Source organism: Halomonas sp. ISL-56, from assembly GCF_018612805.1.
In the GTDB taxonomy this organism is placed as follows: Bacteria; Pseudomonadota; Gammaproteobacteria; order Pseudomonadales; family Halomonadaceae; genus Vreelandella.
The window spans coordinates 213,263-239,041 of record NZ_JAGGRO010000015.1; the positions used below are offsets into that span (position 1 = coordinate 213,263).

Annotated in this window: 25 protein-coding genes and 1 other annotated feature; of the genes, 10 read left to right on the forward strand and 15 right to left on the reverse strand. The window is 51.7% G+C overall.

All coding sequences use genetic code 11. From position 1 onward, the window contains the following. Positions 1-39: 39 nt before the first annotated feature. From J7J49_RS13415 to J7J49_RS13435, 4 genes are all read left to right on the forward strand, one after another. Positions 40-444 (forward strand): hypothetical protein, encoded by a 405-nt coding sequence (locus J7J49_RS13415; protein ID WP_215093227.1) that lies wholly within the window; start codon positions 40-42, stop codon positions 442-444. A 233-nt stretch (positions 445-677) separates the two neighbouring features. Continuing rightward, a complete protein-coding gene (locus J7J49_RS22800) occupies positions 678-2,165 on the forward strand; it encodes a DUF1538 domain-containing protein (protein ID WP_353048379.1) in 1,488 nt (495 codons plus the stop codon). Then, on the forward strand, positions 2,162-2,512 hold the full coding sequence (locus J7J49_RS13430) for a transcriptional regulator (RefSeq protein WP_215093229.1): 351 nt from the start codon (positions 2,162-2,164) through the stop codon (positions 2,510-2,512). Before J7J49_RS22800 ends, J7J49_RS13430 begins: the two co-directional genes overlap by 4 nt. 12 nt (positions 2,513-2,524) lie before the next feature. Continuing rightward, positions 2,525-2,914 carry a CBS domain-containing protein gene (locus tag J7J49_RS13435; RefSeq protein WP_064232738.1) on the forward strand — a complete coding sequence of 130 codons (390 nt, stop codon included), beginning with the start codon at positions 2,525-2,527 and terminating at the stop codon, positions 2,912-2,914. Positions 2,915-3,046: 132 nt separating this feature from the next. Here the strand turns inward: J7J49_RS13435 and J7J49_RS13440 are convergent, their stop codons facing one another. Then, positions 3,047-4,354 (reverse strand): ATP-grasp domain-containing protein, encoded by a 1,308-nt coding sequence (locus J7J49_RS13440; protein ID WP_064232736.1) that lies wholly within the window; start codon positions 4,352-4,354, stop codon positions 3,047-3,049. Positions 4,355-4,680: 326 nt separating this feature from the next. Further along, the gene (locus J7J49_RS13445) at positions 4,681-5,826 is read right to left on the reverse strand and encodes an endonuclease/exonuclease/phosphatase family protein (RefSeq protein WP_215093231.1); all 1,146 of its coding nucleotides are present in this window, start codon (positions 5,824-5,826) and stop codon (positions 4,681-4,683) included. 229 nt (positions 5,827-6,055) lie between these two features. Between J7J49_RS13445 and J7J49_RS13450 the strand changes: the two genes are divergently transcribed. From J7J49_RS13450 to J7J49_RS13465, 4 genes are all read left to right on the forward strand, one after another. Continuing rightward, positions 6,056-6,997, forward strand: coding sequence for a cobyrinic acid a,c-diamide synthase (locus J7J49_RS13450; RefSeq protein WP_215093233.1), 942 nt, complete (start codon positions 6,056-6,058; stop codon positions 6,995-6,997). A gap of 62 nt (positions 6,998-7,059) precedes the next feature. Beyond that, a complete protein-coding gene (locus J7J49_RS13455; RefSeq protein ID WP_215093236.1) occupies positions 7,060-8,253 on the forward strand; it encodes a toxic anion resistance protein in 1,194 nt (397 codons plus the stop codon). A 126-nt stretch (positions 8,254-8,379) separates the two neighbouring features. After that, a complete protein-coding gene (locus tag J7J49_RS13460; protein WP_215093238.1) occupies positions 8,380-9,159 on the forward strand; it encodes a transporter substrate-binding domain-containing protein in 780 nt (259 codons plus the stop codon). Between the two features lie 288 nt (positions 9,160-9,447). Beyond that, entirely contained in the window at positions 9,448-9,744 is a 297-nt protein-coding gene (locus J7J49_RS13465; RefSeq protein ID WP_215093240.1) for a hypothetical protein, read from the forward strand. 175 nt (positions 9,745-9,919) lie between these two features. On the opposite strand, the gene J7J49_RS13470 is transcribed toward J7J49_RS13465, so the two are convergent. Continuing rightward, complete coding sequence (locus J7J49_RS13470) at positions 9,920-10,741, reverse strand: 3-oxoadipate:acetyl-CoA acetyltransferase (protein ID WP_215093242.1); 822 nt, start codon at positions 10,739-10,741, stop codon at positions 9,920-9,922. 394 nt (positions 10,742-11,135) lie between these two features. Here J7J49_RS13470 and J7J49_RS13475 point away from each other — a divergent pair, with 394 nt between their 5' ends. Next, entirely contained in the window at positions 11,136-11,939 is an 804-nt protein-coding gene (locus tag J7J49_RS13475) for an SDR family NAD(P)-dependent oxidoreductase (protein ID WP_215093244.1), read from the forward strand. A 44-nt stretch (positions 11,940-11,983) separates the two neighbouring features. On the opposite strand, the gene J7J49_RS13480 is transcribed toward J7J49_RS13475, so the two are convergent. The 12 genes from J7J49_RS13480 to J7J49_RS13535 all read right to left on the reverse strand — a co-directional run bounded on the left by J7J49_RS13480 (position 11,984) and on the right by J7J49_RS13535 (position 24,960). Next, the gene (locus tag J7J49_RS13480) at positions 11,984-13,699 is read right to left on the reverse strand and encodes an ABC transporter substrate-binding protein (RefSeq protein WP_251048296.1); all 1,716 of its coding nucleotides are present in this window, start codon (positions 13,697-13,699) and stop codon (positions 11,984-11,986) included. A gap of 104 nt (positions 13,700-13,803) precedes the next feature. Further along, positions 13,804-14,541, reverse strand: coding sequence for a sulfite exporter TauE/SafE family protein (locus tag J7J49_RS13485; protein ID WP_215093248.1), 738 nt, complete (start codon positions 14,539-14,541; stop codon positions 13,804-13,806). A 157-nt stretch (positions 14,542-14,698) separates the two neighbouring features. Next, positions 14,699-15,289 carry a malonic semialdehyde reductase gene (locus tag J7J49_RS13490; RefSeq protein ID WP_215093251.1) on the reverse strand — a complete coding sequence of 197 codons (591 nt, stop codon included), beginning with the start codon at positions 15,287-15,289 and terminating at the stop codon, positions 14,699-14,701. A 58-nt stretch (positions 15,290-15,347) separates the two neighbouring features. Beyond that, positions 15,348-16,211: an intradiol ring-cleavage dioxygenase gene (locus J7J49_RS13495; protein WP_215093253.1), complete on the reverse strand. Its 864-nt coding sequence runs from the start codon at positions 16,209-16,211 to the stop codon at positions 15,348-15,350. Between the two features lies 1 nt (position 16,212). Beyond that, positions 16,213-17,151: an NAD(P)-dependent oxidoreductase gene (locus J7J49_RS13500; protein ID WP_215093255.1), complete on the reverse strand. Its 939-nt coding sequence runs from the start codon at positions 17,149-17,151 to the stop codon at positions 16,213-16,215. Further along, positions 17,148-18,533 (reverse strand): amidohydrolase family protein, encoded by a 1,386-nt coding sequence (locus J7J49_RS13505; RefSeq protein WP_215093257.1) that lies wholly within the window; start codon positions 18,531-18,533, stop codon positions 17,148-17,150. Before J7J49_RS13505 ends, J7J49_RS13500 begins: the two co-directional genes overlap by 4 nt. Further along, positions 18,530-19,609 carry a maleylacetate reductase gene (locus J7J49_RS13510; RefSeq protein ID WP_215093259.1) on the reverse strand — a complete coding sequence of 360 codons (1,080 nt, stop codon included), beginning with the start codon at positions 19,607-19,609 and terminating at the stop codon, positions 18,530-18,532. Before J7J49_RS13510 ends, J7J49_RS13505 begins: the two co-directional genes overlap by 4 nt. 84 nt (positions 19,610-19,693) lie before the next feature. After that, on the reverse strand, positions 19,694-21,238 hold the full coding sequence (locus J7J49_RS13515) for a sugar ABC transporter ATP-binding protein (RefSeq protein WP_215093261.1): 1,545 nt from the start codon (positions 21,236-21,238) through the stop codon (positions 19,694-19,696). Continuing rightward, positions 21,235-22,194, reverse strand: a complete 960-nt coding sequence (locus J7J49_RS13520) for an ABC transporter permease (RefSeq protein ID WP_215093263.1) — start codon at positions 22,192-22,194, stop codon at positions 21,235-21,237. Before J7J49_RS13520 ends, J7J49_RS13515 begins: the two co-directional genes overlap by 4 nt. 16 nt (positions 22,195-22,210) lie before the next feature. After that, positions 22,211-23,221, reverse strand: a complete 1,011-nt coding sequence (locus tag J7J49_RS13525) for an ABC transporter permease (protein WP_251048297.1) — start codon at positions 23,219-23,221, stop codon at positions 22,211-22,213. Between the two features lie 172 nt (positions 23,222-23,393). Further along, positions 23,394-24,332, reverse strand: a complete 939-nt coding sequence (locus tag J7J49_RS13530) for a sugar ABC transporter substrate-binding protein (protein WP_215093266.1) — start codon at positions 24,330-24,332, stop codon at positions 23,394-23,396. A 236-nt stretch (positions 24,333-24,568) separates the two neighbouring features. Then, positions 24,569-24,685 (reverse strand) — a sequence feature (AL1L pseudoknot). Then, complete coding sequence (locus tag J7J49_RS13535; RefSeq protein ID WP_215093268.1) at positions 24,643-24,960, reverse strand: transposase; 318 nt, start codon at positions 24,958-24,960, stop codon at positions 24,643-24,645. (Overlaps the previous feature by 43 nt.) Before the next feature lie 159 nt (positions 24,961-25,119). On the opposite strand from J7J49_RS13535, the gene J7J49_RS13540 reads away from it, so the two are divergent. Continuing rightward, a complete protein-coding gene (locus J7J49_RS13540; protein WP_215093270.1) occupies positions 25,120-25,767 on the forward strand; it encodes a peroxiredoxin in 648 nt (215 codons plus the stop codon). Positions 25,768-25,779: the final 12 nt, after the last annotated feature.

Consider the following 25,779-nt stretch of genomic DNA (forward strand, 5'->3'; position numbering starts at 1 on the left):
GAGCGCTATACTTATTACTTCACTTGAGGAGCCAAGAAAATGACAACATCAACGTTTCCAAACGCCGCTTTTAACATCGCCAATAGCAACGTGCTCAAGAACCACATACTCAATAACCACATGCTCAATAACAAAGACTTGCTCGTTTTTTGGTATCAGCCGTGGACTGAAACCACCCATTCGGCGGTCAAGCTACACTGCATTTGGCTAGAAACACTTAACGACGCACTTCGCCACGAAATAGATTTCCTTGCGGCCATGGCGCCCGTCTATAGCAAGCTCACACACTGCATGCTGGGCCTCAACGGGCCGCTGACTCCGGAGTTGATGGCGTCCTGTTACCACCAAATAGCTGGCGACATGTCAGAAGCCACTTTTAACCGCATGCGCAACGTATCTGAACTCAGCGAAGACTTTAAGGAGCGTATTTGGTGTGAACTATAAAAACTGAAATAAATCCCGCCGTCGTGTTAAAAGCGTTAACTCCTTGAGTCCCTGATGGAAAGGCCGTGGTATAGCGCGAACATCGTGGAAGAAGCCACAACAAACATCGCCAGCCCACAGGCGAAGATCACATTAGATATGTCTACGATTATAGCCATCTCCTGCGGACGGTAACGTGCTAAGGTTTGGCCAATTGATAGCGCACAGGCTCATCGTTAACAGAGAGGTACTCAGTGTTCTACGTCCACGCTTTCGGCCAATCGTTGCTGCACGCCTTGAAGAACTTGTTGCCGATTGTGGCGGTCGTTGTTTTTTTCCAATTGGTGGTACTTCAACAAGCCCCTGAAAATACGCTAAGCATGGCGGTTGGTCTGTTAATCGTGGCGGTAGGCGTCGCACTGTTTCTTCAGGGCCTTGAACTAAGCATTTTCCCGGTCGGCAAAAGCTTGTCCAATCAATTTGCCAAAAGAGGGTCTATGCCCATTCTGCTGGCTTTTGGATTTGCGATGGGATTTTCTGCGGTTGTCGCTGAGCCTGCGCTGATTGCCGTCGCTCAGCAGGCCCAGGATATTAGCGTGGGCAAAATCGATGCGCTTACTCTCCGCTTGCTGGTCGCCACCTCTGTCGGTGTGGTCATTGCGCTGGGGGTTTTCCGCATCATCATTGGCTATCCACTGCACTGGTTTATGATCATTGGCTACATCACGGTGGTCATCGTCACTTGGTTTGCTCCTGAAGAAATCATCGGTCTGGCCTATGACTCAGGGGGCGTTACCACCAACATTGTCACGGTTCCCCTGATTGCCGCCCTGGGCATTGGCTTGGCTGCGTCCATTCGTGGTCGCAACCCGCTTACTGACGGATTCGGGCTGGTCGCGCTGGCCGTCATGGTGCCGATGATTACCGTGCAGCTCTACGGGATTGTGGTCTACAGTGGCGAGGGTTCAGACGATATTCCGGTGATGCCCCTTCAGGATGAGGGTAACGCTATTTCCGGCGCCTTCAAGATGCTATTGGAGTTAGCAGAGATGGTGCGAGACGTTCTGCCCATCATTCTGACTATTCTCTTTTTTCAATACATTGTGCTGCGGCGCGGGCTATCCAACCCTCGCAAAATAGTGTTTGGATTTGTACTGGTCATTTTCGGCCTCTATGCCTTTGTGGTGGGCCTTAAAATGGGGCTTTTCCCGATCGGCACCAGTATGGCCGAACAACTGATCGAGCTGGAACGCTTCGGCTTTATTTATCTGTTTGCGTTCATGATTGGATTTGCCACCACCATGGCCGAACCCGCGCTGCTGGCGGTAGGCAAGCAAGCAGAAGAAGCTGCTGCAGGGCGGATTAATGGCAGCGCGATCCGTCTACTGGTTGCCCTTGGCGTGGCCATTGGCATCAGCATAGGCGTTCACCGGATCATTGTGGGAGGATCCATGCATTACTACATAATGGGCGGCTATACACTGGTGATCATTCTGACCGCTCTAGCGCCTAAATACATCGTTGCCTTAGCTTATGACTTAGGCGGCGTCACTACATCTGAGGTCACCGTGCCGCTGGTAACAGCCCTGGGCATTGGTTTAGCCGCTAATATTGAGGGCCGCAGTGTCCTGATTGACGGATTCGGGCTGATTGCTTTCGCTTCTATTTTCCCTATTGTTACCGTTATGACCTATGCCATTGTGATGCATTGGTGGACAAACCGTGGAGAGGTGCTCTCATGAAGTTTTCCGTTCTCGTTGCCATTGTTCCTGAAGACCAGGAACAGGAATGCATTGATTCCGCCCGTGACCTTGGCGCCGGTGGCATTACGGTTATGACGGGGCGCGGCATCAGCAACACCGCCAAGAAAACCTTTTTCGGACTTACTTATGACGGTAGCCAGAGCGTTCTAGTGATGGTGCTTGAAAAAAGCCTATCACTGCAAATTCTAAAAGCCATCCAACAGCTGCTGATGCCCCAGGAAAACGACTCTCTTGGGCTGGTATTTACCCTTCCGCTGGAACATCTCGGCGGCATTGATGTGTCTCAGTTCCATAAATTTGAACAACACTTGAAAGAGAATATTTGAGGAGCTGCAGCGATGAAACTGGTCAAAGATGTAATGGTTAGCAATGTGGCTTGCGTCTCCCCCTTTGCTAAGCTTCGGGAAGCGCTGAGCTTGATGAAAAAGCACAGCGTAAAGTCACTGGTCGTTGAGAAACAGCACCCCAACGATGCCTATGGGCTTATTACTTACACCAATATTTTGAAAACAGTGGTAGCAGAGGAAGGCGATATCGACCTCCTGAACGTCTATGACGCCTGCGCCAAGCCGGCTCTGTCGGTCGGCAAGAGCCTGTCGGTGCGACAGGTAGCGGCTATGATGACCGAACACCGGGTAAAGCGTATTTTGGTGCTGGAAGATAACGACCTGCTAGGGTTTGTCACCATGGACGATATCATGGCGGTATTGCTGGAGCAGGTAGAGTAGAAGCGAAATACTAAGATAAAGAAATACTAAGATAAAAAAACACAAAAAAAGCGCTGCTACCAGCATCAGAATATTAAGACCTCCTGATACTGGTAGCAGCGCCCATGTTCGGGCTAACTGCGTTAGCCAGCGTTAGACGTAAAAGTCCAGATCCTCTTGGGCTTTTAGCAAATCGCGCATTTTGATGGGGTCATCACCAAAGAAGAAGAGCAAGCCCCAATGCGTCCCAAAGGCCGAGCGGTCAGGAACAGTCTCTTCTGTTGGCTCAATCAGTTCATGCGACTCGAAATACGGATGATTAATCGTTTCTTCAGGCATTTCCAGCTTGCTGACAACACGACGGCGAGGGTATACACCAAAGCACCCTGCATAGCCTTTCGCATCGACCACTTCACGAGGGAAGAAAGCAGCCACTTCCTCTTTGGTGCTTTTCGGGTCGAACACCAGCATTGACGCTTGGTAGGCGTTAAATCCGTAGGCTTTTTCGATCAGCTCAAACGCTTTAAAGCCAGGCGGACGATAGGCAACCTCGCCAAAGTACATCTCACCGTCAGCTGTCACGAAGTACTCGGGGTGGATTAGGCCAAACTGGATATCGAACGTTTTGATCAGCAATTCGATCTGCTTGGTGATCGCGTTACGCCAGCTTTCCAGTTCTGCAGTCGCGGGCACGAAGACTGAATAGCCCAACGTCACGTATTCTGAAATGTTCAGAAACTGAATTTTGCCATCGTGTATCCAGGCTTCAACAGCAAACTCCCAGCCGCTCAAGTGACTTTCCATCAACAGCGGATATTCTTCATCCGGGATGTTGTCAATTTCAGCTATCGTGCGGATCATTCGGTGGCCGAGACAACCGGCTTTGTCGAAGGCTTTGACGTGAATCGGGTCATCTGGATCGCCGTCCAGTTTGAGCAGCGTTTGGTTGACGCGCTTCATAAAGCGGACGATGTCCTCTTTCTCATGTGCCTCTTCAAAGATTCCGACACGAATGCCGCCCAACTGAGCACGACGCTTCATTAGGGCCTTATCACGGAAAAGGATGGACTGTCCGAACATCCGCGGGCTATCAAGGAGAACAGAGTTGATGGCACCAGACCACTCAACAGTTTCTTCAAACAGCGGGATAGCGACGTCTACACCTTCTTCCTTCAGCTTTTCGGCGATCTCCATGGAACGATCATTCAGGCGAATAAAGTCCCATGGAATAAAAGGTATATTGTTCGCGGTACAGAAATCTGCGGCCCACTCTGGCGCCACAACGATATAGCGGCGGTCAAATTTTTGAGCAGCCTTAATCGCGTTTACGCTCCAGCCAAGTAGAGCAATATAACCTTTGTTCGGATCTTTGGGGGTCTCGGTGCCTTTGACCGAGTCCATTTCCGGATCGCGCCAGGCCGTTACAGCTTCGGGTAATTGCTTTTCTGATGTAATCGACATTCAATGTCCTCCTTGCTGGTTAACCCAAATTGACTGCGTTGATATTGGAGCGCACCAAGTGAGCTGAAGCGCAGTCAGTTGTGTTCAGGAGCGATTGAGCAAGCCAGCATTAGAAAAGTTTTTAGCGCACCCGTGTAACTAAGCTAGCCGATCCTGTTACATATAGCAATTAAACTGTAGAGTTTCTGTTGAATAACTGTAGAAGTTATCTCGTTGTTTGCAGAGGATATTTTCTATAGTTGGATCGATCATGGAGATCCATAAATACTCAATAAAATCAATTAGATAAAAGATTTAATTACATCTTCATTTATTACGATTTCTAACTATGGCTTCCCTTCTGTCTGCGATGAACTAACATCATGCTCAGCAGCGTCTTCAACTCCCTCCTCAATCATCTCTTCAGCCTCCTGCTCTTCTTCTGCGGATGCTTCAGACTCTCCATGATCTTTCCGGCCCACGGTTAGCGTGGTGGAAAGACCGAAGTGATCCGAGCCTTGCACCTTCACTCTATCAATATCAATGAGATGGAAACCATCAGAGACAAACAGATGGTCGATCGGGTACCGCCACCATGGATATTTTGCATGGTAGGTGCTGAGCAAGCGCCGGCCACGACGAGGATCTTTGAGATCACTCAACTCGGCAAAAAGCTTGGTGGTGTCAGACCATGCAACGTCATTAAAGTCACCGGTGACGATCCAGCGGCTGTCCGGGTCTTGTTCAACATGACGGGCAATGAGCATCAGCTCTGCATCGCGCTCACGACTGTCCCTACGTTCATCCTCGTTGCTAACAGTTCGCTCCTTAAGCCCTGGAGGAACCGGGTGGGCGCCAACAAAGCGCACTGGCCCGATACCAGGCGCGTCGAACGTTGCGAAAATGGAAGGTCGACGTTCAGAGGCCAAATATCTAACCTCTTGTTCCAGCAACGGCATCCGTGACCAGAGCACTATTCCAAGGCCCTCACCGCGTACCTCCCCTACTCGGTGGGCATAAGCTTCATCAAGTGGCGCGAGCTCCTTAGCCCAATCGCTATCAACTTCAATTAGCAACAATAGATCGGGATCCTCACGCCGAACCATCGCCATTACCTCAGCGTAGTGGTCGTTCGTATAGGTGACATTCGCCGTCAGCACTTTTAACGTCGTCTGGTTTTCCCCGGGCTTTAACTCTGCGGTGTCTACCTCGGTCGACCAAACGGATGTAAACGGCAGGATGTGCGTTAAGTGCCACCCTGCAATGGCAAGGATCGCCACTCCCCATAAGGCGTGCTCTTTTGTAGGGTGTTTTAGCCACGCGTGCACGCCCAGAAACAGCACTGGCAAAACCAGCGCGCCCGTCAGTTGCAGTCGTGGAAAATCCCACAGTCTAATCCACCACTGCCCGCTGGGAATTAATGGCAGCAAGGCCACCACTACCATCAATAGCACCAATAAACGGATCACCCAGAGAAGCAGTTTTAACAGCATGAAACCTCTCAAACGCAGCAACGGTAACCGGGAGGATCCCGATCATACCGGCCTAGATTGCCGCAAATATTGTGACGATTTAAGCACACCCCTCTCCGCTAAACCTCCAAAACACCACAGATGAATAACCCTCATAGCGTTCAATGTCGGCCCGACGGGGGCTTAGCGCCCCAACCTGGGTTACTGTACACTTCTATTTGCGTTCCATGACGGAAGGATAACGACACCTATGTTGGGATTCCTGCAGGGGTTTTCATATGGCTTGTTTATGACCTGCCTGCCCTGGCTACTGGTCGGCCTATTCAATCCTGGCCTGGCACTTCCGGTGTCATCTCCCAGTCGTCTACAGGTGATCGCCCGCTATTGCCTGGTAATACCCTCCATCAGCATGTTGCTGTGGCTGACCTCCCTGTGGGGTGGTTTTAGCCCCAGTCTGTTTGGCTGGCTGACAGGCATCGTCGCCATTCCTGTGGCGCTTCCCGTCGAGCGAACGCTACGCGGCTGGCTAGCCCGTCGCCGCGTGCGACGCCTTGAGGCCCAAAGAGAGACCGAAGCACAGCAACGCCGTGCTCAAGAGCAGCGAAACGCCTACGAAACAGGTGTATCGGTGCTGGATCCGGCAAGGCCGCCCCTTGGAGCCAACGACCTTGTATTGGCCATGTGTCGGGCCAAACAAGGCCTGCTCGACGTGCATCGCCCCGATCTGGCCATCCTTACAGACCGCCTTTATAGTCGCTACCGCCATGTGCTGGATGTGCTGGGTGACCGATTCCACACTGGCGAGCTGGCCTTCGAGCGCTCGCAAGGCCTGGTCACTCAAGTCTGTTTTGGCGCGGTAGACACGCTGACAACAATGGCCTCCCAGGCTCGTGGTGTGGTTAGCGTGGACGGTAATTACGTGCGAGGCCGACTGGAGCGGGAGAGCAAGCGTTTAAGCGATGAAGAACGCGCCGCCCTGGTGCGGCGTTTGGATCTGCTGGTAGAGACCGAACACAGGCTGAATAAGCTCTCAGCACGCATCGAATCCGCTCTGACAGTGCTCGATGATACCGCCGTTTCCATGGCGCGCATCGAGACGGCACGCCCACAAGCCTCGGTCACCACCGAGAAGGCGCTGGAGGATCTGCGCCAATTCGTCGAAGGCGCGGATCGTTATGCCCGCAAGGATTAACTCGGCGGCCAACAACAAGGCGCGGCATTCACAGAGTATTATTAATAGATCAGGAGTTGTCTATGGCCCAGCAATCCGATGACCATCCTCGCCTCTCCCTGCCTCCGGTGGAAGAGATCGCCAGCCAGCTAGGGACCAGCCAAGCCGGTTCGGGCGACCCTGAGCTTGAGGCGATGGCTGACCGCTTTGTCGAAGATATTCTCGCCGAGGGTAACGAGGCATCAGCTATTCGCCAGCGCCGAGCCGTGGACGAGATGGGCCTTGAATTGCAACAACAGGCCGCCCACCGCAGCTCCATGCTGCAAACGCCACTGCGCAAGCTGGCCCACCAAGGCGACGAAGGCGGGCCAGTTGCCAAGGCACTGACCGATCTACGCGGCCGCATGGAAGGGCTCGACCCTTCCCGTCATCGCTTGATGCCAAGCGCGCTGGATCGCATTCTAGCGATCATTCCCGGCATCGATAGTCGTCTACAGCGCTATTTCCACAAGTTTGAGAATGCTCAGCAGGCCCTAGACGCGATCATTGAGGATCTGGAAAGCGGTCGCGACATGCTGCACCGTGACAACCTAACTCTTAGTGATGACCAGAAGGCCCTCAATGACATCCTGATCGAGCTGAACCGCCAGATCGCCCTGGGTCGCTTGATTGATCAACGCCTGTGCGACGAGATATCTGCTCGTGACGGCAATGACCCACGGCGTCAATTTCTTGAGGAAGAACTACTCTTTCCGCTTCGACAGCGCATCGTTGATCTCCAGCAACAGCTGGCGGTAAGCCAGCAGGGCGTGCTGGCGCTGGAAGTGATCATTCGGAACAACCGGGAATTGATGCGCGGCGTGGACAGGGCCATCAACGTCACCGTCTCAGCCCTCACTGTGGCAGTGACGGTCGCCATGGCAATGGCCAACCAGCGCCTAGTGCTGGATCGCGTCGAAGCCCTAAATACGACGACGTCGCAAATGATTGGCGGTACCGCCAAGGCGCTACGCCAGCAAGGTGTCGACATTCAGAAACGAGCCTCCTCCGCAATGCTCGACATGCAAGTGCTTGAAGAAGCGTTTAGCGAGGTGTTGGGGGCCATCGATGATCTCTCAAGCTATCGTCAAGAAGCCCTGCCGCGCCTGGATGAGCAGATCAACCGCCTGGCGACCCTAGCTAAGCAGGGAAATGCATCCATTGAGCGTCTTCAAGAAGGCAGCGACTCGCAACCAAAGGATGGTCATGCCCCCACGTCGTTTGATAACTATTCATGAAAGCCAGCAAAGTGGCCAAAGAACAATCATCTGCGCCAATCGTTGAATCATCCAGCCGTAGATCCGCCACGAGGAGCATGCTAATTTAACCAAAACCTCATATAAAAACGAAAAAAGGAAAGCAATATGTCCCGTCTCTCAGTAGGTATAACAACTGCGCTTACATCACTACTATTCGCCGTTCCAGCCCACTCCGATACCCCGCTGCGTCTCGCCGTGGACGTTCCCTTCGAGCCTTTCGAGTATCGCCTACCAGATGGCACTCTGACTGGCTTCGAGGTGGAGCTGGGAGAAGAAGTGTGTCGACGCATCGAACGCGAGTGCGAGTGGGTGGAGCAAGGCTGGGATGGCATCATCCCCGGTTTATTGGCACGCAAATACGACGCTATTATGTCCTCCATGGCGATAACCGATGCACGTCGCGAACAGGTACTGTTCTCCGAACCCTACTACAGCAACCCTAGTGTTTGGGTGACACTGACAGGCCAAGAGATTGATATTGAGGATCATGAAGCTCTTGAAGGTCTTTCGGTAGGCGTGCAGCGTGGCACCATCCGCGATGAATACATTACCGACACCTATGGCGATTTTGTCGACGTGCGACGTTATGCAACGGGCGAAGATCTTGCTGTAGATGTTAGAGCCGGTCGCATAGACGCTGGCTTTATGTATTACCCACTCGCGCTGTCGTCCCTCCAAGTCAATGCTGAAGGCAGTGGAATCGTTACCAGCTCGCCGCTGATCCGCGAGCCCAAAAGCTATTTTGGACACGGTGTCGCGGCAGCCTTCCACCCTCGCAATGAAGCGTTGGCGGAGCAGTTCAATGAAGCACTGAGAGAGATCAAGCAAGACGGCACCTATGATGAGCTAATGCATAAGTACGTCGACTACGACATCAAAATTTGAGTTGTTCGTCTATTCAGGAAGCATAACACCGAGAGGGCAGCAGCTGATGTGCCCTCCTCATTCAGCGTTGTCAGATGCAACGCTGAGCAGGAAATCTATTTTGACCAAGACACCATTACAGATGCCAGTATGATTTTGAGACGGAGTCCAGGCTGGATAGCTGCGGTTGCGATGGTCAAGTTTTAGCAGCATTCTAATGATTAATACTTCCATTGCCTTTCCTAAATAAACCTTGCTACTATAACAATGACATCGGAATGTGGAATTTCCTCAGCAAGGATGATGACTATGCGATTAACGCTGTTTTTTTCTGCCAGCATGCTTATATTCTCAAATGCCGCTATTGCTCAACAGAGTGAAGGCTGGCCGCCGCGCTTGTTTAGTGAATCTGTTCAAGGTTGTATGGCGGAGTTTAAAGAGAATGGCGCTATCGAACCTTCTGATGCCGCAGATACCTGCAGATGTATGATGGGAAACGTTGAAAGGGAGTTTACCGCTGCAGAGTTCGGCTACTTCATAGAGAACCGCAAAGCTCCAGGATTTTTAGAGCGCTTTGAAGAAACTGTTGCCCCCTGCTTTGAATAAATCCTACTATACGTAACAACTTTCTAAGTGGCTGCGCAAAAATAAACCAGTACAGCTGGTACATAACTCATTGATTTGCAGTTGATTAAATGCGCGGAAACTTATATGGAGCCACTTAGAAAGAGTGAAATGCTGATGCGCTATCTCACAGGGCTTACCTTTTCCTTTAAGTAATTTAAAGCCCCAAAATTTCACGCGCTTTCTTCCAGGTCGCCACTGGACGCTGATATTTACTGCACAATGCAACAGTTCGCTCTACCAACTCGGCATTGGAAGAAGCCAGTGTATTTCGATCAAGACGCACGTTATCTTCAAGACCAGTGCGTGTATGGCCGCCCGCAGCGATCGACCACTCGTTAAGCAAATACTGATTTGCACCAATACCTGCGCCACACCATTGGGCATCCGGCGCCAGTCGCTTGAGCGTCTCAATATAAAAATCAAACGTTGGCTTGTCTGCTGGCATTGAATTTTTCACGCCCATTACGAACTGCACGTAAAGCGGTGATTTGAGTTTTCCTTGGTTAGAGAGGGAGACCGCCTGATGGATGTGCGATAGATCAAATGCCTCAATTTCGGGTTTAATATCGTACTTGAGCATCTCAGCGGCAAGCCATTCCACCAACTGAGGTGGGTTTTCATAAACTCGGTTTGGAAAGTTATTAGAGCCTACCGAAAGGCTGGCCATATCGGGTTTAAGCGACAACATACTACCGCGAGCCTCACCTGCACCAGAGCGCCCGCCGGTGGAAAACTGAATAATCATGCCAGGACAATGCTTCTTAAGACCTTCCATAAGACGTTCAAACTTCTCTGGATCGGACGAGGGCGTTTGATCATCGTTACGCACATGACAATGAGCAATACTGGCACCGGCTTCAAACGCCGCTTGAGTGCTTTCAACCTGTTCATCAATAGTGATTGGTACTGCAGCGTTATCTTCTTTGCGTGGCAGACTGCCAGTGATGGCTACACAGATAATACAGGGCTTAGACATGGACGCTTCTCCTTGTTTTTATTGAGTATAAATAGGTTAAACCTTTTAGCATCAGATCCATTTATAAGAACGTGCTAAGAGCCTGCATCATTTAGTAATCCAAAACGCTATTGTTTGAACTACAACTAAGAAGACATTAAACCCCAAAAACATCCCTTCCCATAACGCAACGCCATTAGAAAAGTCCAATCTGGTCATATTAACGACTGACCAACCTGTCATTGCCGGTATCACATCCCGAGAATATGTCCACACAAGGTAACAAAATCTGCCAATCGCGATACCTAATAATGACAGATTCCCTTGTTAACGCAGACTTCAGCCACCCAACAAGGAAGACTATTTATCTAGGGTGACGTGGAGATACTCACAACAAGACTTACAAGGCAACCTCATGGACAACACTCGACTCAGCGGTAAAAACTGCTTAATTACTGGCGCTGCACGCGGTATGGGTGCCGCCGTAGCCGAACACTATGCGGCCCAAGGGGCAAAAGTTTGCGTAGCGGATATCAACATTGAAGGGTGCGAAGAAGTCGCCGCACGCATTAAAGCCAAGGGTGGTGATGCCATTGCGGTCAAACTCAACGTTACGGATCGTGCCGAGGTAACTGCTGCAGTAAAAGCTACAGCGGATGCCTTTGGCAGCTTGAACGTAATGGTCAACAATGCGGGCATCAACAAGCCCTTGATGTTCCTTGATATCACTGAGGAAAACTGGCACCAGATAATGAATGTTAATGCGCTTGGCTGTTTGCTCGGCATGCAGGAAGCCGCTAAACAAATGATCAGTCAGGGTAAAGATAACGGGCCTTACAAAATCATAAACGTAGGCTCAATTCTATCCCGTCAGGCGTTTGACGACGTTGTCCCTTACTCATGTAGCAAGCACGCCGTGCTGGCCATGATTAACGGCGGTGCCAAGGCCCTGGTGGATCACAATATTACCGTCAATGGCTATGGCCCTGGCGTAGTACGCACCGAACTGTGGGAGCAACTCGATAAAGACTTGGTCAGTATCGGCAAATTCGATAAGCAGGGACAGTCGATGGATGAACTTGCTGAGAAAATGATTCTAATGAAGCGTTATTCCTACCCTGAAGACGTGGTCGGCACCGCTTCTTTTCTCGCAAGCCAAGAATCAGATTACATGACAGGACAGCTGCTTATGATTGATGGCGGTATGATAATGCAGTAAGTCAGCCCCCCATGCCTGTCTCTCAGGTGTGGGGTTACACTTCATCAATAATGCCCCCTCTCGCGCATCACTTTGTCGGCCCTCTGTTGAGCAATAGAAAGCGCTTTTTTAATTGAGCGCCTTCCATCCAGAACGTCGAATATCTCATTCCCCGCAATGCTTATAATGTCCGTAATCCCAGGCACAGGCGGGCGTGGCCAAGCCTGTAAAATATCTTTTTTTGCCATATCGTTGACGATTTTAATCAGCGGCGATAATGCAGAAACTTCGGGATCCTGGCTGACACTAAAACGAGGCGTTACCAGGCTGCCGTTCATAATATAAAGTTTGGACATGTTGGCAGAGGTCAGGTGCTTGAGCGCTGTCCAAACTGCCTCTACTCGCTCTGGTGCCAAGTTAGCCGGAATGGCCAGGGCATACCCGCCTATAGGTGTTATCGCGCGACCGTGGTTACCAATCGGATGGGGTAAGTAGCCAGTGTTGCCATACGCCGGTGATTGCCTATCCAACTCAAACAGAGGCGCCAAAAGTGTATAGCAATAGGCCATACTGACTTCTCCAGAAGCATACGACTTGGCCCGCTCGTACCAGGACATTGTAAGAATATTTGGCGGCGAATATTTCAAAATATCCAGCATATATTCGCAGGCCCGATAAGCGGCATCTGAGTCAAACATAGGCCGTAGTTGCTCGCCCGAGGCTTGCTGAAAGTCGTAACCGCCCTGACATATGGGTAGATTAAGCAGCGGCTGGCCGAACTTCGCCATTAAAAAACTAAAGGTGTGCCCAAGGGGTGTCCCTCTCGCCGCATTCCAGGCGATACCGTAACGTCCTTTGGCGGGGTCATGTAACTGCCTAGCCACTTTAACCAGTGCTTCCGTTGTGGTGGGAGGCGTCAACTGTGCTGCTTCGAAAATATCCTGGCGATAACAAAGCAATTCGGGGGTTGTTTGAACAGGAATACCGTACTGGCTGCCTGCATGTCTGGAGCTCTGAATAGCCATAGGGTGGAAATCAGAGAAATCATAATCATCGCGTTGGATTAACGCGTCGAGTGGCATAAGCACTCCACTGGCCGCTAGCTCACCAAACCAAGGTAGGTCACAGGCCACGACGTCATACCGCGACTTAGCCAAACGGGCATTGTCTAAAATCTCATCTAGCAAATTATCGATGGATTTTGCCTTGTTACGAATTTCCAGCCCAAAAATCGATTCCAACTGACGCTTCAGGTTGTGCATGGCCATGAACGTGGGGTCAGCATGCGCTAGTACACGTAACCCGCCCTTCAGCTCTAGTCGCGCAGACAGCACTGCTGGGGTCGATATCACTCGTTCTGTTGATGAGGTGCCAAGAAATATCTTACTGGCGGTGACGGATGCCGGGTCTATTCCGAACAATGGCCCGAGGAGTCCTTTAATTCGCTCAGCATAGCTTTCCCACTCTTGAATCATTTCAGCAGATGGATGTAACGAAACCGTTTTACCCGACTTAGTGCGCGGGCGTGAGATCAGTAGACCGCGCTGCATAATACTATCGATGCCACGCTTGGCCGTGCCATAGGTAAGGCCAGACGCATCTGCCAATGATGTTGGGGTAGTTAACCTTCCCGCAAGATGATTGCGCATGACGTGCAGCAACATGCGCATCTCACGATAGCCCAGCGACATGGAAAGCGTGCTTTCAGTTTCGTCTTCAAATTTTTCAATAAAATCAATGAATCGAGCAAATTCGGTGTTAGAAATTTTTGAGGCAGGCATCTGCGACAGCTTATCGTAAGGGCCTTCTGGTTTAGCCTCATTGATCTCAACGTGACCGTCTCTCATGACGACTCCAAAACATCACATAGCCATAATGCTAACAATCAGCTTATACCGTCCATAATTAGCCGAATACCCAGCAAAATCAGTAAACACAGGATCACTCGGAAAAACAGCTCACCATCGATGCGCTTCTGAATAACCAGTCCCAACTGAACCCCCAACCACGCAACAGGCATCAGCAGCAGTGCTATCGTCAGGTTATCGATATTCACCAAGCCCAGCAGGGTATAGGGAACCAGCTTCACCAAGTTGGTAATCGCTAGAAAGACGACTGCCGTCCCCAAAAATTGCTGCTTGGTTAATTGGCATTGTAGTAAGTAAAAGTTAAGCGGAGGGCCGCCAGCATGGGCAATAAAACTGGTGAACCCTGCCACTCCACCACACAGGCGCCCCACCCAACCAGGCAGCCGCTTTCCGCGCAGCGGTTTGAACAACCCCCACAGACCGAACAGCACCGAAAAAACACCTAGCAATAGTTTCAAAAGCGCTTCGTCAAACCAGCCATAGGTGAAATAGCCTATCGCCACACCCAGCACCGCAGGTGGAAACATAAGCCACAATAAACGATCAACCCGCTGCCGCCACCACGCCTTTAGACTAAACACATCCATCACAATCAATAGCGGGAGCATCACCGCTACCGCAAAGGTCGGGCTCGCCTTTAGCGATATTAGCGGCACAGCCACCACCCCCACCCCACCGGCAAATCCCGACTTGGAAATACCAGTGAGCAGCACCGCAATAATCATTAACGCCACGAACACCCAGTCAATAACCATTCGAAAGCCTCAATAGAGAGCCGCGGCTTCTCTCGTTACGGGCAAAAAAGGGGCCATGACAGTCACGGCCCCTTTCATTAGCTAAACAAGCATGTGTAAGCGATGCTTTTTAAAGCATTTTTACATCGCTTTTTTACAGTACTTTTTACAGTACTTTTTACAGCACTTTGCACACTTCATCGAAGGAGAAGCGGTCGCCACGTGGGAACAACGCGCTAGCATCGCCATAGCCTAAATTACACAGGAAATTGCTCTTCACTTTGCCATCTGGGAAGAATTCTTCATCCACGGCCGCGTTATTGAAACCTGACATGGGGCCTGCATCCAGCCCTAGCGCACGCGCCGCCAAAATAAGGTAGCCCCCTTGAATGGAGCTATTGCGGAACGCCGTGGAGTGGATGAAATCTGGCTTACCTTCGAACAACGACTTGGCATCCTTGTTATGGGCAAACATGCGCGGCAAGTGCTCATAAAACTCGGTATCAAAACCAATCACAGCCACCACCGGGGCTTTCATGGTTTTCTCCTGGTTGCCCGGTAACAGCGCTGGCTTCAGGCGCTCTTTTGCAGCATCGGTGGTCAGAAAAATAATCCGCGACGGCTGGCAATTCATGGACGTGGGGCCGAAATGCATCACGTTATACAACTCGCGCAGTGTTTCCTCGCTCACCTCACGATCCTGCCAAACGTTGTGGGTACGTGCTTCAGTAAACAGTGTTGCAATCGCTGTTTGATCAATCGTTGTCATGTCATTTCCTCTTTGGGTTTAACCAGCTCAGTGAGAGCCAGACGTTCAGGTGAGACGCTTAGGCCGTTTTTAAGCCGAAGTCGTAATGAAAGTAGCGGTAAGGCGTTTCCATCTGCCGGCCATCGGGTGCCTGCCCCGCTGGTTGCTGAGCAAACGCCTTGACCAAGGAATCTTTCACGCCAAATACCGCATCAGAGTCGAGGTAGGGATCGTCTTCCGCGAAGATTTGGGTAACCAAGGTTTCATACCCAGATGCCATCAACATGAAATGCACATGGGCGGGGCGATAAGGGTGACGCCCGGTGATTTCGAGCATTTTGCCGACTGGACCGTCCGTAGGGATCGGATAAGGTGAGGGAGTCACTGTCCAGAAGGCATAGTGGCCTTGATCGTCAGTATGAAAGCGCGCGCGTAATGAGGCGTTTTCCAGCTCAGGCTTTTGAACGTCATAAAAGCCTTCACTGTCGGAATGCCACACATCAATAGTGACATTCGCCAATGGTTTACCCTGAGCATCGTGCACGTTGCCCTCGACGAATAGGGGCTCACCTTCAACGCCCCAATTTATGGCATCACCTTGGTTCGCCTGGGGAGGGTCAGCCACGTAAAAAGGCCCCAACACAGTGCTTTCGGTAATGTTAGGATCACTGCTCGAGTGGTTAATCGCATCGACCAGCATCGTCACGCCAAGGGTGTCAGACAGCAGGATGAACTCCTGGCGTTCGTCATCGCACATTTGCCCCGCACGGGTCAGAAACTCAATCGCCTGGGTCCACTCTTGCTCAGTAGGCTCCACCTCACGCAGGTAGGCGTGCAGGTGTTTAACCAAGCCATTAAGCAGCGTTTTAAGCCGTTGATCATCACAGCTGGAAAACTCATCGATTACCGCTGCGGTAATATTGTCGGCTGTTAAGTTACGCATCTTATTGCCCTCCATGCTTTGCTGGCGTAGGTTCACCCAGCCCTGAAAGACGCTCTGTATGGTGTACGGTGGCAATATAATCATCATCACCATGCCCTGTGGCGATGAGCGCGGTATAGGCTTCGCGCATCTGTGCTGCCAGCGGCGTTGCAACCCCTGAGCCGTGGGCGCAATCAAGTATCAGATCAAGGTCTTTGGCCATTTGGGCAGCCGAAAACGTTGAGGTAAAGTCGCGCTCTAATAGTGGCGGTACCTTGTACTTCACCATGGGCGAACCCACCGCACTGTCAGAGATCAGCTCCAACATTGCCTCCCATTCAATATTGCCTTTGCGCGCTAGGGTCAGGGCTTCACTCATCATCCCGGCACTCACGGCAATCATTAGGTTAATCGCCAGCTTGGCCACCCGTGCCTGCTCTTCCTCGCCCAACCAGTACTGCGCTTTGGTAAAAGCATCAAATACAGGCTTAGCCGTTGCCAATGCTTCGCGTGGGCCGGACACCATCGCCGACAGTGTACCGGCCTCTGCCGCTACCGGATTCCCTGACACAGGGCTACGCAAATAGACAATGCCATGGGTCTTCGCCGCTTCGGCCACTCGTGAAGAGGCTTCAACACTTACCGTGCTTGTCTCGATCAAAATACTGCCGGGCACCATGTGGCGAACCAGATCACCTGTCGTTAAGCACAGGCTGATCAAGGCACGGTCATCGGGAATAGAGACAAACACCAGGTCACAATCCGCCACGGCACTGGCAAGCGATTGATGAGGGGTAATCCCCATCTCTGCAGCGAGCGCGAGGCGTTCAGCCGAAAGATCAAACCCCTGAACGGCAGTCCCTGCCTGAATAATCCTGGCGGCCATGGGTAAGCCCAGCTTACCCAAGCCTACCCAAGCTACCTTAGAGGGCGAAGGGGACGTTGTGGAAACGGTCGTCATGAGGTTGCCTCCTGTGTCGATTGCGCTTCACGCGCCAGCAGCTCGGCGTGAATACGGTGGCCAGATTTGGCAAGTTCAGCGATACCCTGTTTGGTCTCCATCAACAGACGTCCGCCGCGTTTTTTGAACTGCCCTGCCACCATCACACTGTCGACGTTGGCAAGGCTTGTTTGCATAACGACCGTAGAAACAGGGTCGTTAACCGGCTGCATATTGAGTTGATTACTATCCAGCAGTACCAGGTCGGCCTGCTTGCCCGGGGTTAAACTGCCAATGCGGTCGTCAAGGCCGAGCGCCTTTGCCCCATCCAGCGTGATCCAGCCCAGCGCTTCTCGGGTCGTAATCGTTGAAGTATCAGGAATCTTGCCTTGCTCACGGCGCGAGATATCGTTATCAAGCGATCGCTGCATACCCAGCGCCATGCGCGCCACACAAAACATATCGCCCGACAACACAGACTCAAGATCAACTCCCAAGGACACCACGCCGCCGTGTTGCCGAACTAGCCCAGTCACCGGAAAGCCGTGACCTTGGGTCATCTCATTTTCCGGAGCAATCGAGAACGTTACGCCACTAGCGCAGAACCGCGACATCTGGCCATCATCCAGGCTTTGGCCGTGCACAATGTTAATGTCTGGGCCAAGCAAACCACGCGCTTCCACTTCGTCCCAGGTACCAGGTGCCACTGCCTCTCCGCCGCCCTGATGCATTGAGGCAACTAAGCCAAACTCTTTAGCCAGAGCAAAGTCCTGCAGGGTTACATTCAGGGTCGAGTAGTGAGGGCCAAGAATGGCCATCCCTAACGTGACCAGCCCTTCCGGGTCGGCTAATTCATCGCTCAATAAGCGTTCGATTTCATGGCGTGGGTGGGGAATTTCACTAAAGTGCGGCTGGCCAGGCTTTGGATCGGGTTTGGGCGAGCCGTGCATAAACAGCGCACGTATACCTGATTCCTTTAATCCTCTTACCGCCGCGTCAGTATGCGCAGGGGTGGGATTGTTGTGGCACCAGTCACCCAGCGTTGTGGTACCGCAGTTAAGCTGATTAATCGCCCCCATGCGGGTGGCAATGTAGATATCATCAGGCGTGAAGAGCGCCGCAAGCCCCCGGTGCACGTGGCGAAAATACTCCAACAGTGTCCAGTTGGCGGCAACGCCGCGCAGGCCAGTCTGCCAAGTATGCATATGGGCATTAACCAACCCGGGAATAAGAATGCCGCCGCCGCAGTCAATCACCTCGGCGTTTTGCGCTTTGGGGTCAGCGGCCAGGTCATTCCCCACCGCGGCAATACGATCATCCTCAACCAGTACTTGGCCATCGCTCAGCTCACCCAACTGCGGGTCCATGGTGACAATGGTGGCGTTAATAAACAGTGTATTCATTGCTCACCCCCACCGTTCGCCTGCGGTCGATGACCTGACTGGGCATCACTTAGCAAGCGACGGATCCCATCGGTTTCGACTTCTCGTGGGTTCCAATAAGGGTTGCGGGTAGCAATCTCAGTGGCCCGTTCAACGTCTTCGATGCTGAACCCTAATTCGGAGAGCGCGCTGGGTGCACCAACAGAGCGCCCCAGGTCGTAAAGGCCAGCGGCCGCATCGTCACAGCCTAGCGCACGACAGATACGGGTCAGCGCATCAGGCACCGCAGGCGCGTTATAAGCCAGCGCATGAGGCAGCACTATGGTGTGCGTTTCCGCATGGGGCAAATTGAAGGAACCGCCCAAGGTATGGCAAAGCTTGTGGTGCAACGACATGCCCACCGAGCCTAGGCAGGTGCCACATAACCAAGCACCGTAAAGCGCATCAGAGCGAGCTTCAGCATTGGTCAGGTCGCTGGCAATCACGGGCAGGCTTCTCGCCAGCGCGGCAATGCCTTCTTCCGCCATTAGTGCAATCACCGGATTGCAGTCACGGGCATATAGCGCCTCAACCGCATGGGCAATCGCGTTTATACCACTGGTGCCCGACATCAAAGCGGGTAGCGTTAAGGTAAGATCAACGTCATAAATCACCGTTTCCGGCAGGACATCCAAGGTGCGCTGAGTGGTCTTCATACCATCACGTGTTTCACCCAGGATCGGCGTCATCTCTGAACCCGCATAGGTGGTGGGAATAGCGATCTGAGGCAGCCCTGTGCGCAGAGCAATCGCTTTACCCAAGCCAATGGTCGATCCGCCACCAATGGCCACTGTGCAGTCCACGTTAAGCTCTTTCACCACCTGCAAGGCACTGTCGGTGACCCCGACCGGCGTATGCATGGCAGCGTCAGCATAAACACCAACGCCCTTCTCACCCAGTTGCTCCAGTACGCGACTTGCCTGCTCGTGCTGCTGGGGCGTTGCTAATACCAGGGCGCGCGAACAGCCAAGTCGCTCAAGCTCTTCACTTAGGCGAGACAGTGTTCCTCGGCCAAACACCACGCGGGATGGCAGGCCATCATAAACAAAGGGTTGCATAGAACATTCCTTATACGTTTGAAGTGGTCTGTATGCGCTCCTTCCTGTGGAGAGGAGCGGAGCGCATCAGTCGCAACAGACGAGTTAGCTCGCCTGTGCCTGCTTACCCATTCCGGTAATCGCTTGTACTAGCTCATCCTCACTGACGTTATCACCATCAAACTCAGCGGTAACGCGGCCGTCATACATAGCGATAATACGGTTACTTAGGCCAAGGACTTCCGGCATCTCTGATGAGATCACCAACACCGCATAGCCAGATTTGGCTAGGTCTTTAACCAGGGTGTGAATTTCCGACTTGGAACCCACATCAATGCCTCGGGTAGGTTCATCGAGAATGAGTAATTTAGGGTGCGTATGCAGCCACTTACCGATGACGATCTTCTGCTGATTCCCGCCGCTTAGATTGCCTACCTTTTGACGCCAGCTGGGCGTTTTGATTTTCATTGCTTGCTGATACTTATCGTAAACTTCGCGCTCTTTCGAACTCGTCATAAAACCCAATGACGACACGCTCGTAAGACTTGCCAGCGTCATGTTGTCACGACAGTTCATGCCCAAAATCAGCCCTTGATCCTTGCGATCTTCCGGCACTAGAGCAACACCACTAACGACGGCATCATGAGAGTTACGGAACTTCACTATCTCGCCATCCAACACCACCTCGCCAGCAGAAGGCGTGCGTAAACCAAAGATGGTTTCTGCCACCTCCGATCGCCCTGCGCCTACGAGGCCGTACATGCCGACAATCTCACCTTTACGGACATGAAAACTGACGTCCTCAAATACTCGCTTCACCGAGAGATTGCGCACCTCCAGCATGTTGTGGCCGAACTCATTGGGTTTGCTGGCATGATCAAGCGTCAAACTGCGACCGATCATCATCCGAGTAATCTCATCCTCGTTGGTATCTGCCGTATTAACAGTTCCGGTGTACTCACCGTCTCGCAGCACGGAAATACGGTGTGAAAGATGAAAAATCTCGTCCATGCGGTGGGAGATATAAACAATCCCTACGCCTTGATCACACAGTGAATTGATCACGTCATAAAGCACCGGCTTTTCATGGTCGGTAAGCGACGCTGTGGGTTCATCGAAAATGACTACCTGCGGCGTAAAAGCCAGTGCGCGGCCAATTTCCACCATCTGTTTCTTGGCAATCGACAGCGAACCCACCAGGTCATCGTGCTGAAAACCACACTTGAGCCGCTCAAGGATCTTATTGGTATCCTCGCGTAACTTACGCCAGTCAACGCGGTTGAACGGCTTCCTTGGCAAGCTGCCCAGAAAGATGTTTTCGGCTACCGTCATCTCGGAAACTAATGATTGCTCCTGGTGAATCAGCACGACCCCTGCCCGCTTGGCGTGCTTGGGGTTTTCGAAGGCCATCTCTTCACCACCGAGAATAATTTTGCCTTCATTGGCCTGATGCTTACCGGCCAATACTTTCATCAAGGTTGATTTGCCAGCACCGTTCTCGCCTAGCAGGGCGTGCACTTCGCCGGGCCTAACATCAAAATCAACATTGTTTAGCGCGACCACTCCGGGAAATCGTTTAGTGATTCCTTTGAGTTCCAGTATCGGTGCTGCATCAATTGGCTGACGTGATTTACTTGGGGAGGGATTCATATCCGCACCTCCTTGGTCGAGGGCGCATTGAGTTTCTTATCAATGATCAGTACTGAAATAAGGATCGCGCCGAGAATAACCAGCACGTAGAAAGCAGGCACCTGCATCAGGTTCATACCGTTGCGCAGAATGCCGATAGCCAACACGCCCCCGAGGGTGCCGACGATGCTTCCGTAGCCACCGGTCAACTTAGTACCGCCTAGCACCACGGCCGTAATCACCCAAAGTTCGTAATCACGTCCCAGATTGGGCGTTGCAGCGCCCATTTGGCTAGCTAGCAGCACACCTGCCAGAGCGGCGAAGAAGCCAACGATAATGAAATTGATCATCATGTGGCGACCAAGGCGAATCCCTGCATCAATGGAGGCTTCCGGGTTGCCCCCTACCGCGAAGGTATTACGACCATGACCCGTTCGCGTCAGCACTAGATGCATGATCAATGTGCAAATCAGAAAGATGATGGCTAAAACGGGGAGTGGCCCAATGGTACTGGTGCCAAAATCGGCAAATGCAAAGTTCATGGCATAGAAGGACTGCTCACCGGTATAAAGGAAGATCAATCCGCGCACCCCCAGCATGGCGCCTAGCGTCACGATGAAGGCATTAACACCGGTTTTCCAAACCACAAAACCATTGAGGGCACCTAGTAAAACACCTGATCCCAACGCCGCTAGAATGGCCAGCGGCATGCTAATTTCTTGCAAGCCGACCGCCAGGGAGGCAGCAAGACCCAATATCGCACCTACCGACAAATCAATGTTGCCGTTGATCATTACAAAGGTCATGCCAAGCGCGATCAGGCCAATGGTTGAGGTTTGCACCAGAATGTTGCTGATGTTGCCAAACGACAGGAAGTACTCCGACATAAAGCTGAAGAAAATAAAGATAGCGATAACGAACACCCAGATTGGTTGGATTTTCGTTCTGCCGCGGAAGAACCCTTTTATAGATGTCATGATGTATTCCTCCGCGTTATGAGTGGGTCGTCAGCAAGCGCTTACGCTTGTTGGCAAGATCCAGCCAGACGGCCAAAATGATAATTACCCAGGTCACAATCCACTGGATGTAATAGGGGTAGCCCATCAATAGCAGGCCATTCTGGATAAAGCCCAGGATCAGCACACCAATCACGGTTTTCCAGATACTGCCCGCACCGCCCAGCAGACTGGTACCGCCAAGGATGATGCCGGCCAGCACCAGCAACTCGTATCCCTGACCGACGTTGTTTTGCGAACCCATTACCCGTGAGCCGAGTACCAAGGCAGCACATGCCACACAAAAAGCAGAGATTAGATAAGTGCTGAACACGCACCAGTTCTTACGGATACCGGAGTAAACAGCCGCCATTGGATTACCGCCGACGGCAAAGATACGTCGACCGTACCCGGTGTAGCTCATCACCACTTGAACCAGAATGGCTAGCAGACCAAACAGCAAGATAGGAACAGCGATCCCCGCTAAATAGCCACGCCCAAAGAAGGCGAACCAAGTGCCCTCTTGGTCAGCAATGTCGACGTTCTGACCACCGCTATAGATCAGCACAAATCCCTGTATGGCTGACAGCATTGCCAGGGTCACAATCAGCGAGTTGAGGCGCAGAAAACCAATTAGAAAACCGTTGACCGCGCCGATCATTAAGGTGAGCGCGAACATCATCAGGATGGCGTTAGTGGGGCCAATTTTATCGTGCAGATCAACCACCAACACTGTCGAAAAAGACAGCATCGAACCTACGGAAAGATCCAAATTACCGCCAATGATCACCACCGTGACACCCACTGCGATGATGCCAATGATTGATGCCTGGCGAACCACAGTCATGATGTTTGACTGAGAGAGAAACTGCTCAGAAAAGAAGGAAAAAACGAACATACCGATCAGGAAAAAAATGAGAATACCCTGAGCCGATAAAAAACTCAGCACACCTGCTTTGCTAAGCCTTCCGGCCGGGGACCCTAGTTTTGTTTGTTCTGTGGAAGCCATGCTATTCACCTGTAGAAAATCACCTCACGAGGCACGCAATAGGATGGGGATGAACGAATCATCCCGTCACGCTAGCGTTACTCGCCGACGCAGGAAGCCTGCATTCAGGTACGCACTTACCCGGTATCGATGTGCTATCCACACAACCAAAACTGGGCAATACGCCCTAGTGTCAGAAAACTGGTCGGTCGAATTCTTCGAGGTTTTCTGCGGTGATTTTTGGCGTATCAAAGAAGTTCATTTTTGGAATATCTTCGCCTGCCAACACATCAAGCGCGGTTTGCAGCGCCGCTTCCGCATCATCAACAGGAGACTGATAGATAGAGCCGTAATATTCGCCGCGTGCAATGGCGTCATAGCCAACGGCAAAGTTAGTGGCACCGATGAAAATAATGTCAGCGGCTCGATCAGCGCCTTTTGCCGCATTCAGGGCGCCAACCCCCATGTTGTCATCGCCAGAGTAAACACCATCTATTCGATCATATTTGGTCAGGAAATCTTCCATCACACGCTGAGCACGCTCGCGGTTCCAGTTGCCGGGCTGAGTTTCCATCAGTTCAACTCCTGGGCATGCTTCAGCCAGGCGATCTTCAAAACCTTTCGCGCGTTCCATCGCTGTGGTGTAACCCGGTTGGCCAGCAATCTGCACGATTTGTCCCTCTCCCCCTAGGGCGTCACACATCATTTCGGCAGACGAAACCCCTTGCTGGACGTTATCAGGCCCAGAGAAGGCCGCGATGTACTCTAACCCCGCTTCCGCAATTTTAGAGTTGGTAACGATCACAGGAATGCCTGCATTATGCGCCTGACGAATCGCCGGAATAACGGCCTGGCCATTGGTCGGCCAAATAATGATGGCATCAACTCGCTGCTGAATGAGATCCTGCATCTGCCCGATCTGACGAGCAACATCACCACCGGCATCTAACACCACGATATCGACATTGCCTTCACGCTCGGCGGCCGCTTCAAAAGCACTTTCATAGGTGGTTTGGTAGCTATCAACACCTACATTATTTTGGGTTATACCGATTCGGTAAGGGCCTTCAGCCTGAGCGGCAGTGCTCGATATCATGATGACTGCTGCGGTAAGAACGGTTTTCTTGAACATTGCGTTTCTCCTAGCGTTATTAATTGTTTTTATCTTGCAGGCTATGTAAGCCTGGGTAAGGAGCTTACTGCTGGGCTTTGTTTGGGCACAACGCGACCGGAGTAGAGAAATGACCAAATTGGTTTTTTTAATAAATTTCTTTGCGCAGCAAGGTATGTCAGAAACGCATCCTGCCGATATCGATCTGTCCGCCGCTCAGGATCGCCCTCCAGTGCCTTGTGGTGGTAATACGTCGATGGGGCGATTGGCAGTTGGCTACAAATCGACTCGACCCCGAACTGAGCACGATGCTCGTCGATAAATGACACCATCAATTGGGTTTGCGGTCGAACTCCGCCTGGGTGAATAAAGCAGCCGCCTCACGGAGAATTTCATTGGCGCGCTTCAATTCGACGTTCTCACGCTCTAGCTGCTTGAGTCGTTCACGTTCAGAAAGTTTAACTGAGCTGTCTTCCTGCGTGACTCCTGTGCGTTTGCACCAGGCTATCAAGGTCTCTGGTGTACAGCCGAACTTGCTGGCAATGGAACAGATCGCCGCCCACTTGGATGGGTATTCTCCTTTCTTTTCAATGACTAACCGAACAACCGGCTCCCGGACTTCCGGTGAATATCGTTTTGGTGAGTTCATAACTTCATCCTCTCAAGATATGAAGTCTCCGGTAAGTAAAGCCGGGGCGGTTCAGTATTACCAAACCTATCAAATCCATAATGCCATGCTATTATCTATTTATAACAAAATGATCTATCTTTATTCTTGAAATAAAAGCTCACTTCTCAGGAACTCGACATGGCTAACGAAACCTTCCAACCTGTAATGCCACAACTTAACCGTCCTGCACCGGCATTTACCGCGAAAACCACTCATGGTGAAAAGTCACTCACTGATTATTCAGGTAAATGGCTGGTTTTATTCGCCCATCCGTCGGACTTTACCCCAGTATGCACCACGGAATTTTCGGCATTTGCGAATTACGCAGAACAGTTCAAAGAGGTCAACACGGAATTGATTGGCCTTTCCATCGATAGCATCCACTCACACATCGCCTGGACACGCAGCATTAAAGATAACTTCGGCGTTGAAATTACCTTCCCGATTATTGCTGATCTCAACATGAAAGTGGCAAATGCCTACGGAATGATTCAGCCAGGAGCCAGCGACACCGCTGCGGTTCGCGCTACTTTTGTGATCGACCCAGAGGGTGTACTGCGTGCCATGTTGTACTACCCGATGACTAACGGTCGCTCGGTGGAAGAAGTGCTTCGACTGGTTAAGTCCTTACAAACAACCGATGAGCATGGAGTGGCGACACCAGAAGCTTGGTTGCCCGGCCAGCCGGTCATCGTTCCACCGCCCCACACCTCGCAAGATGCGGAAGCTCGTAAATCAGAAGGCTATGAATACACCGACTGGTACTTCTGCAAAAAGACACTTTAATGCTGGAAGCTC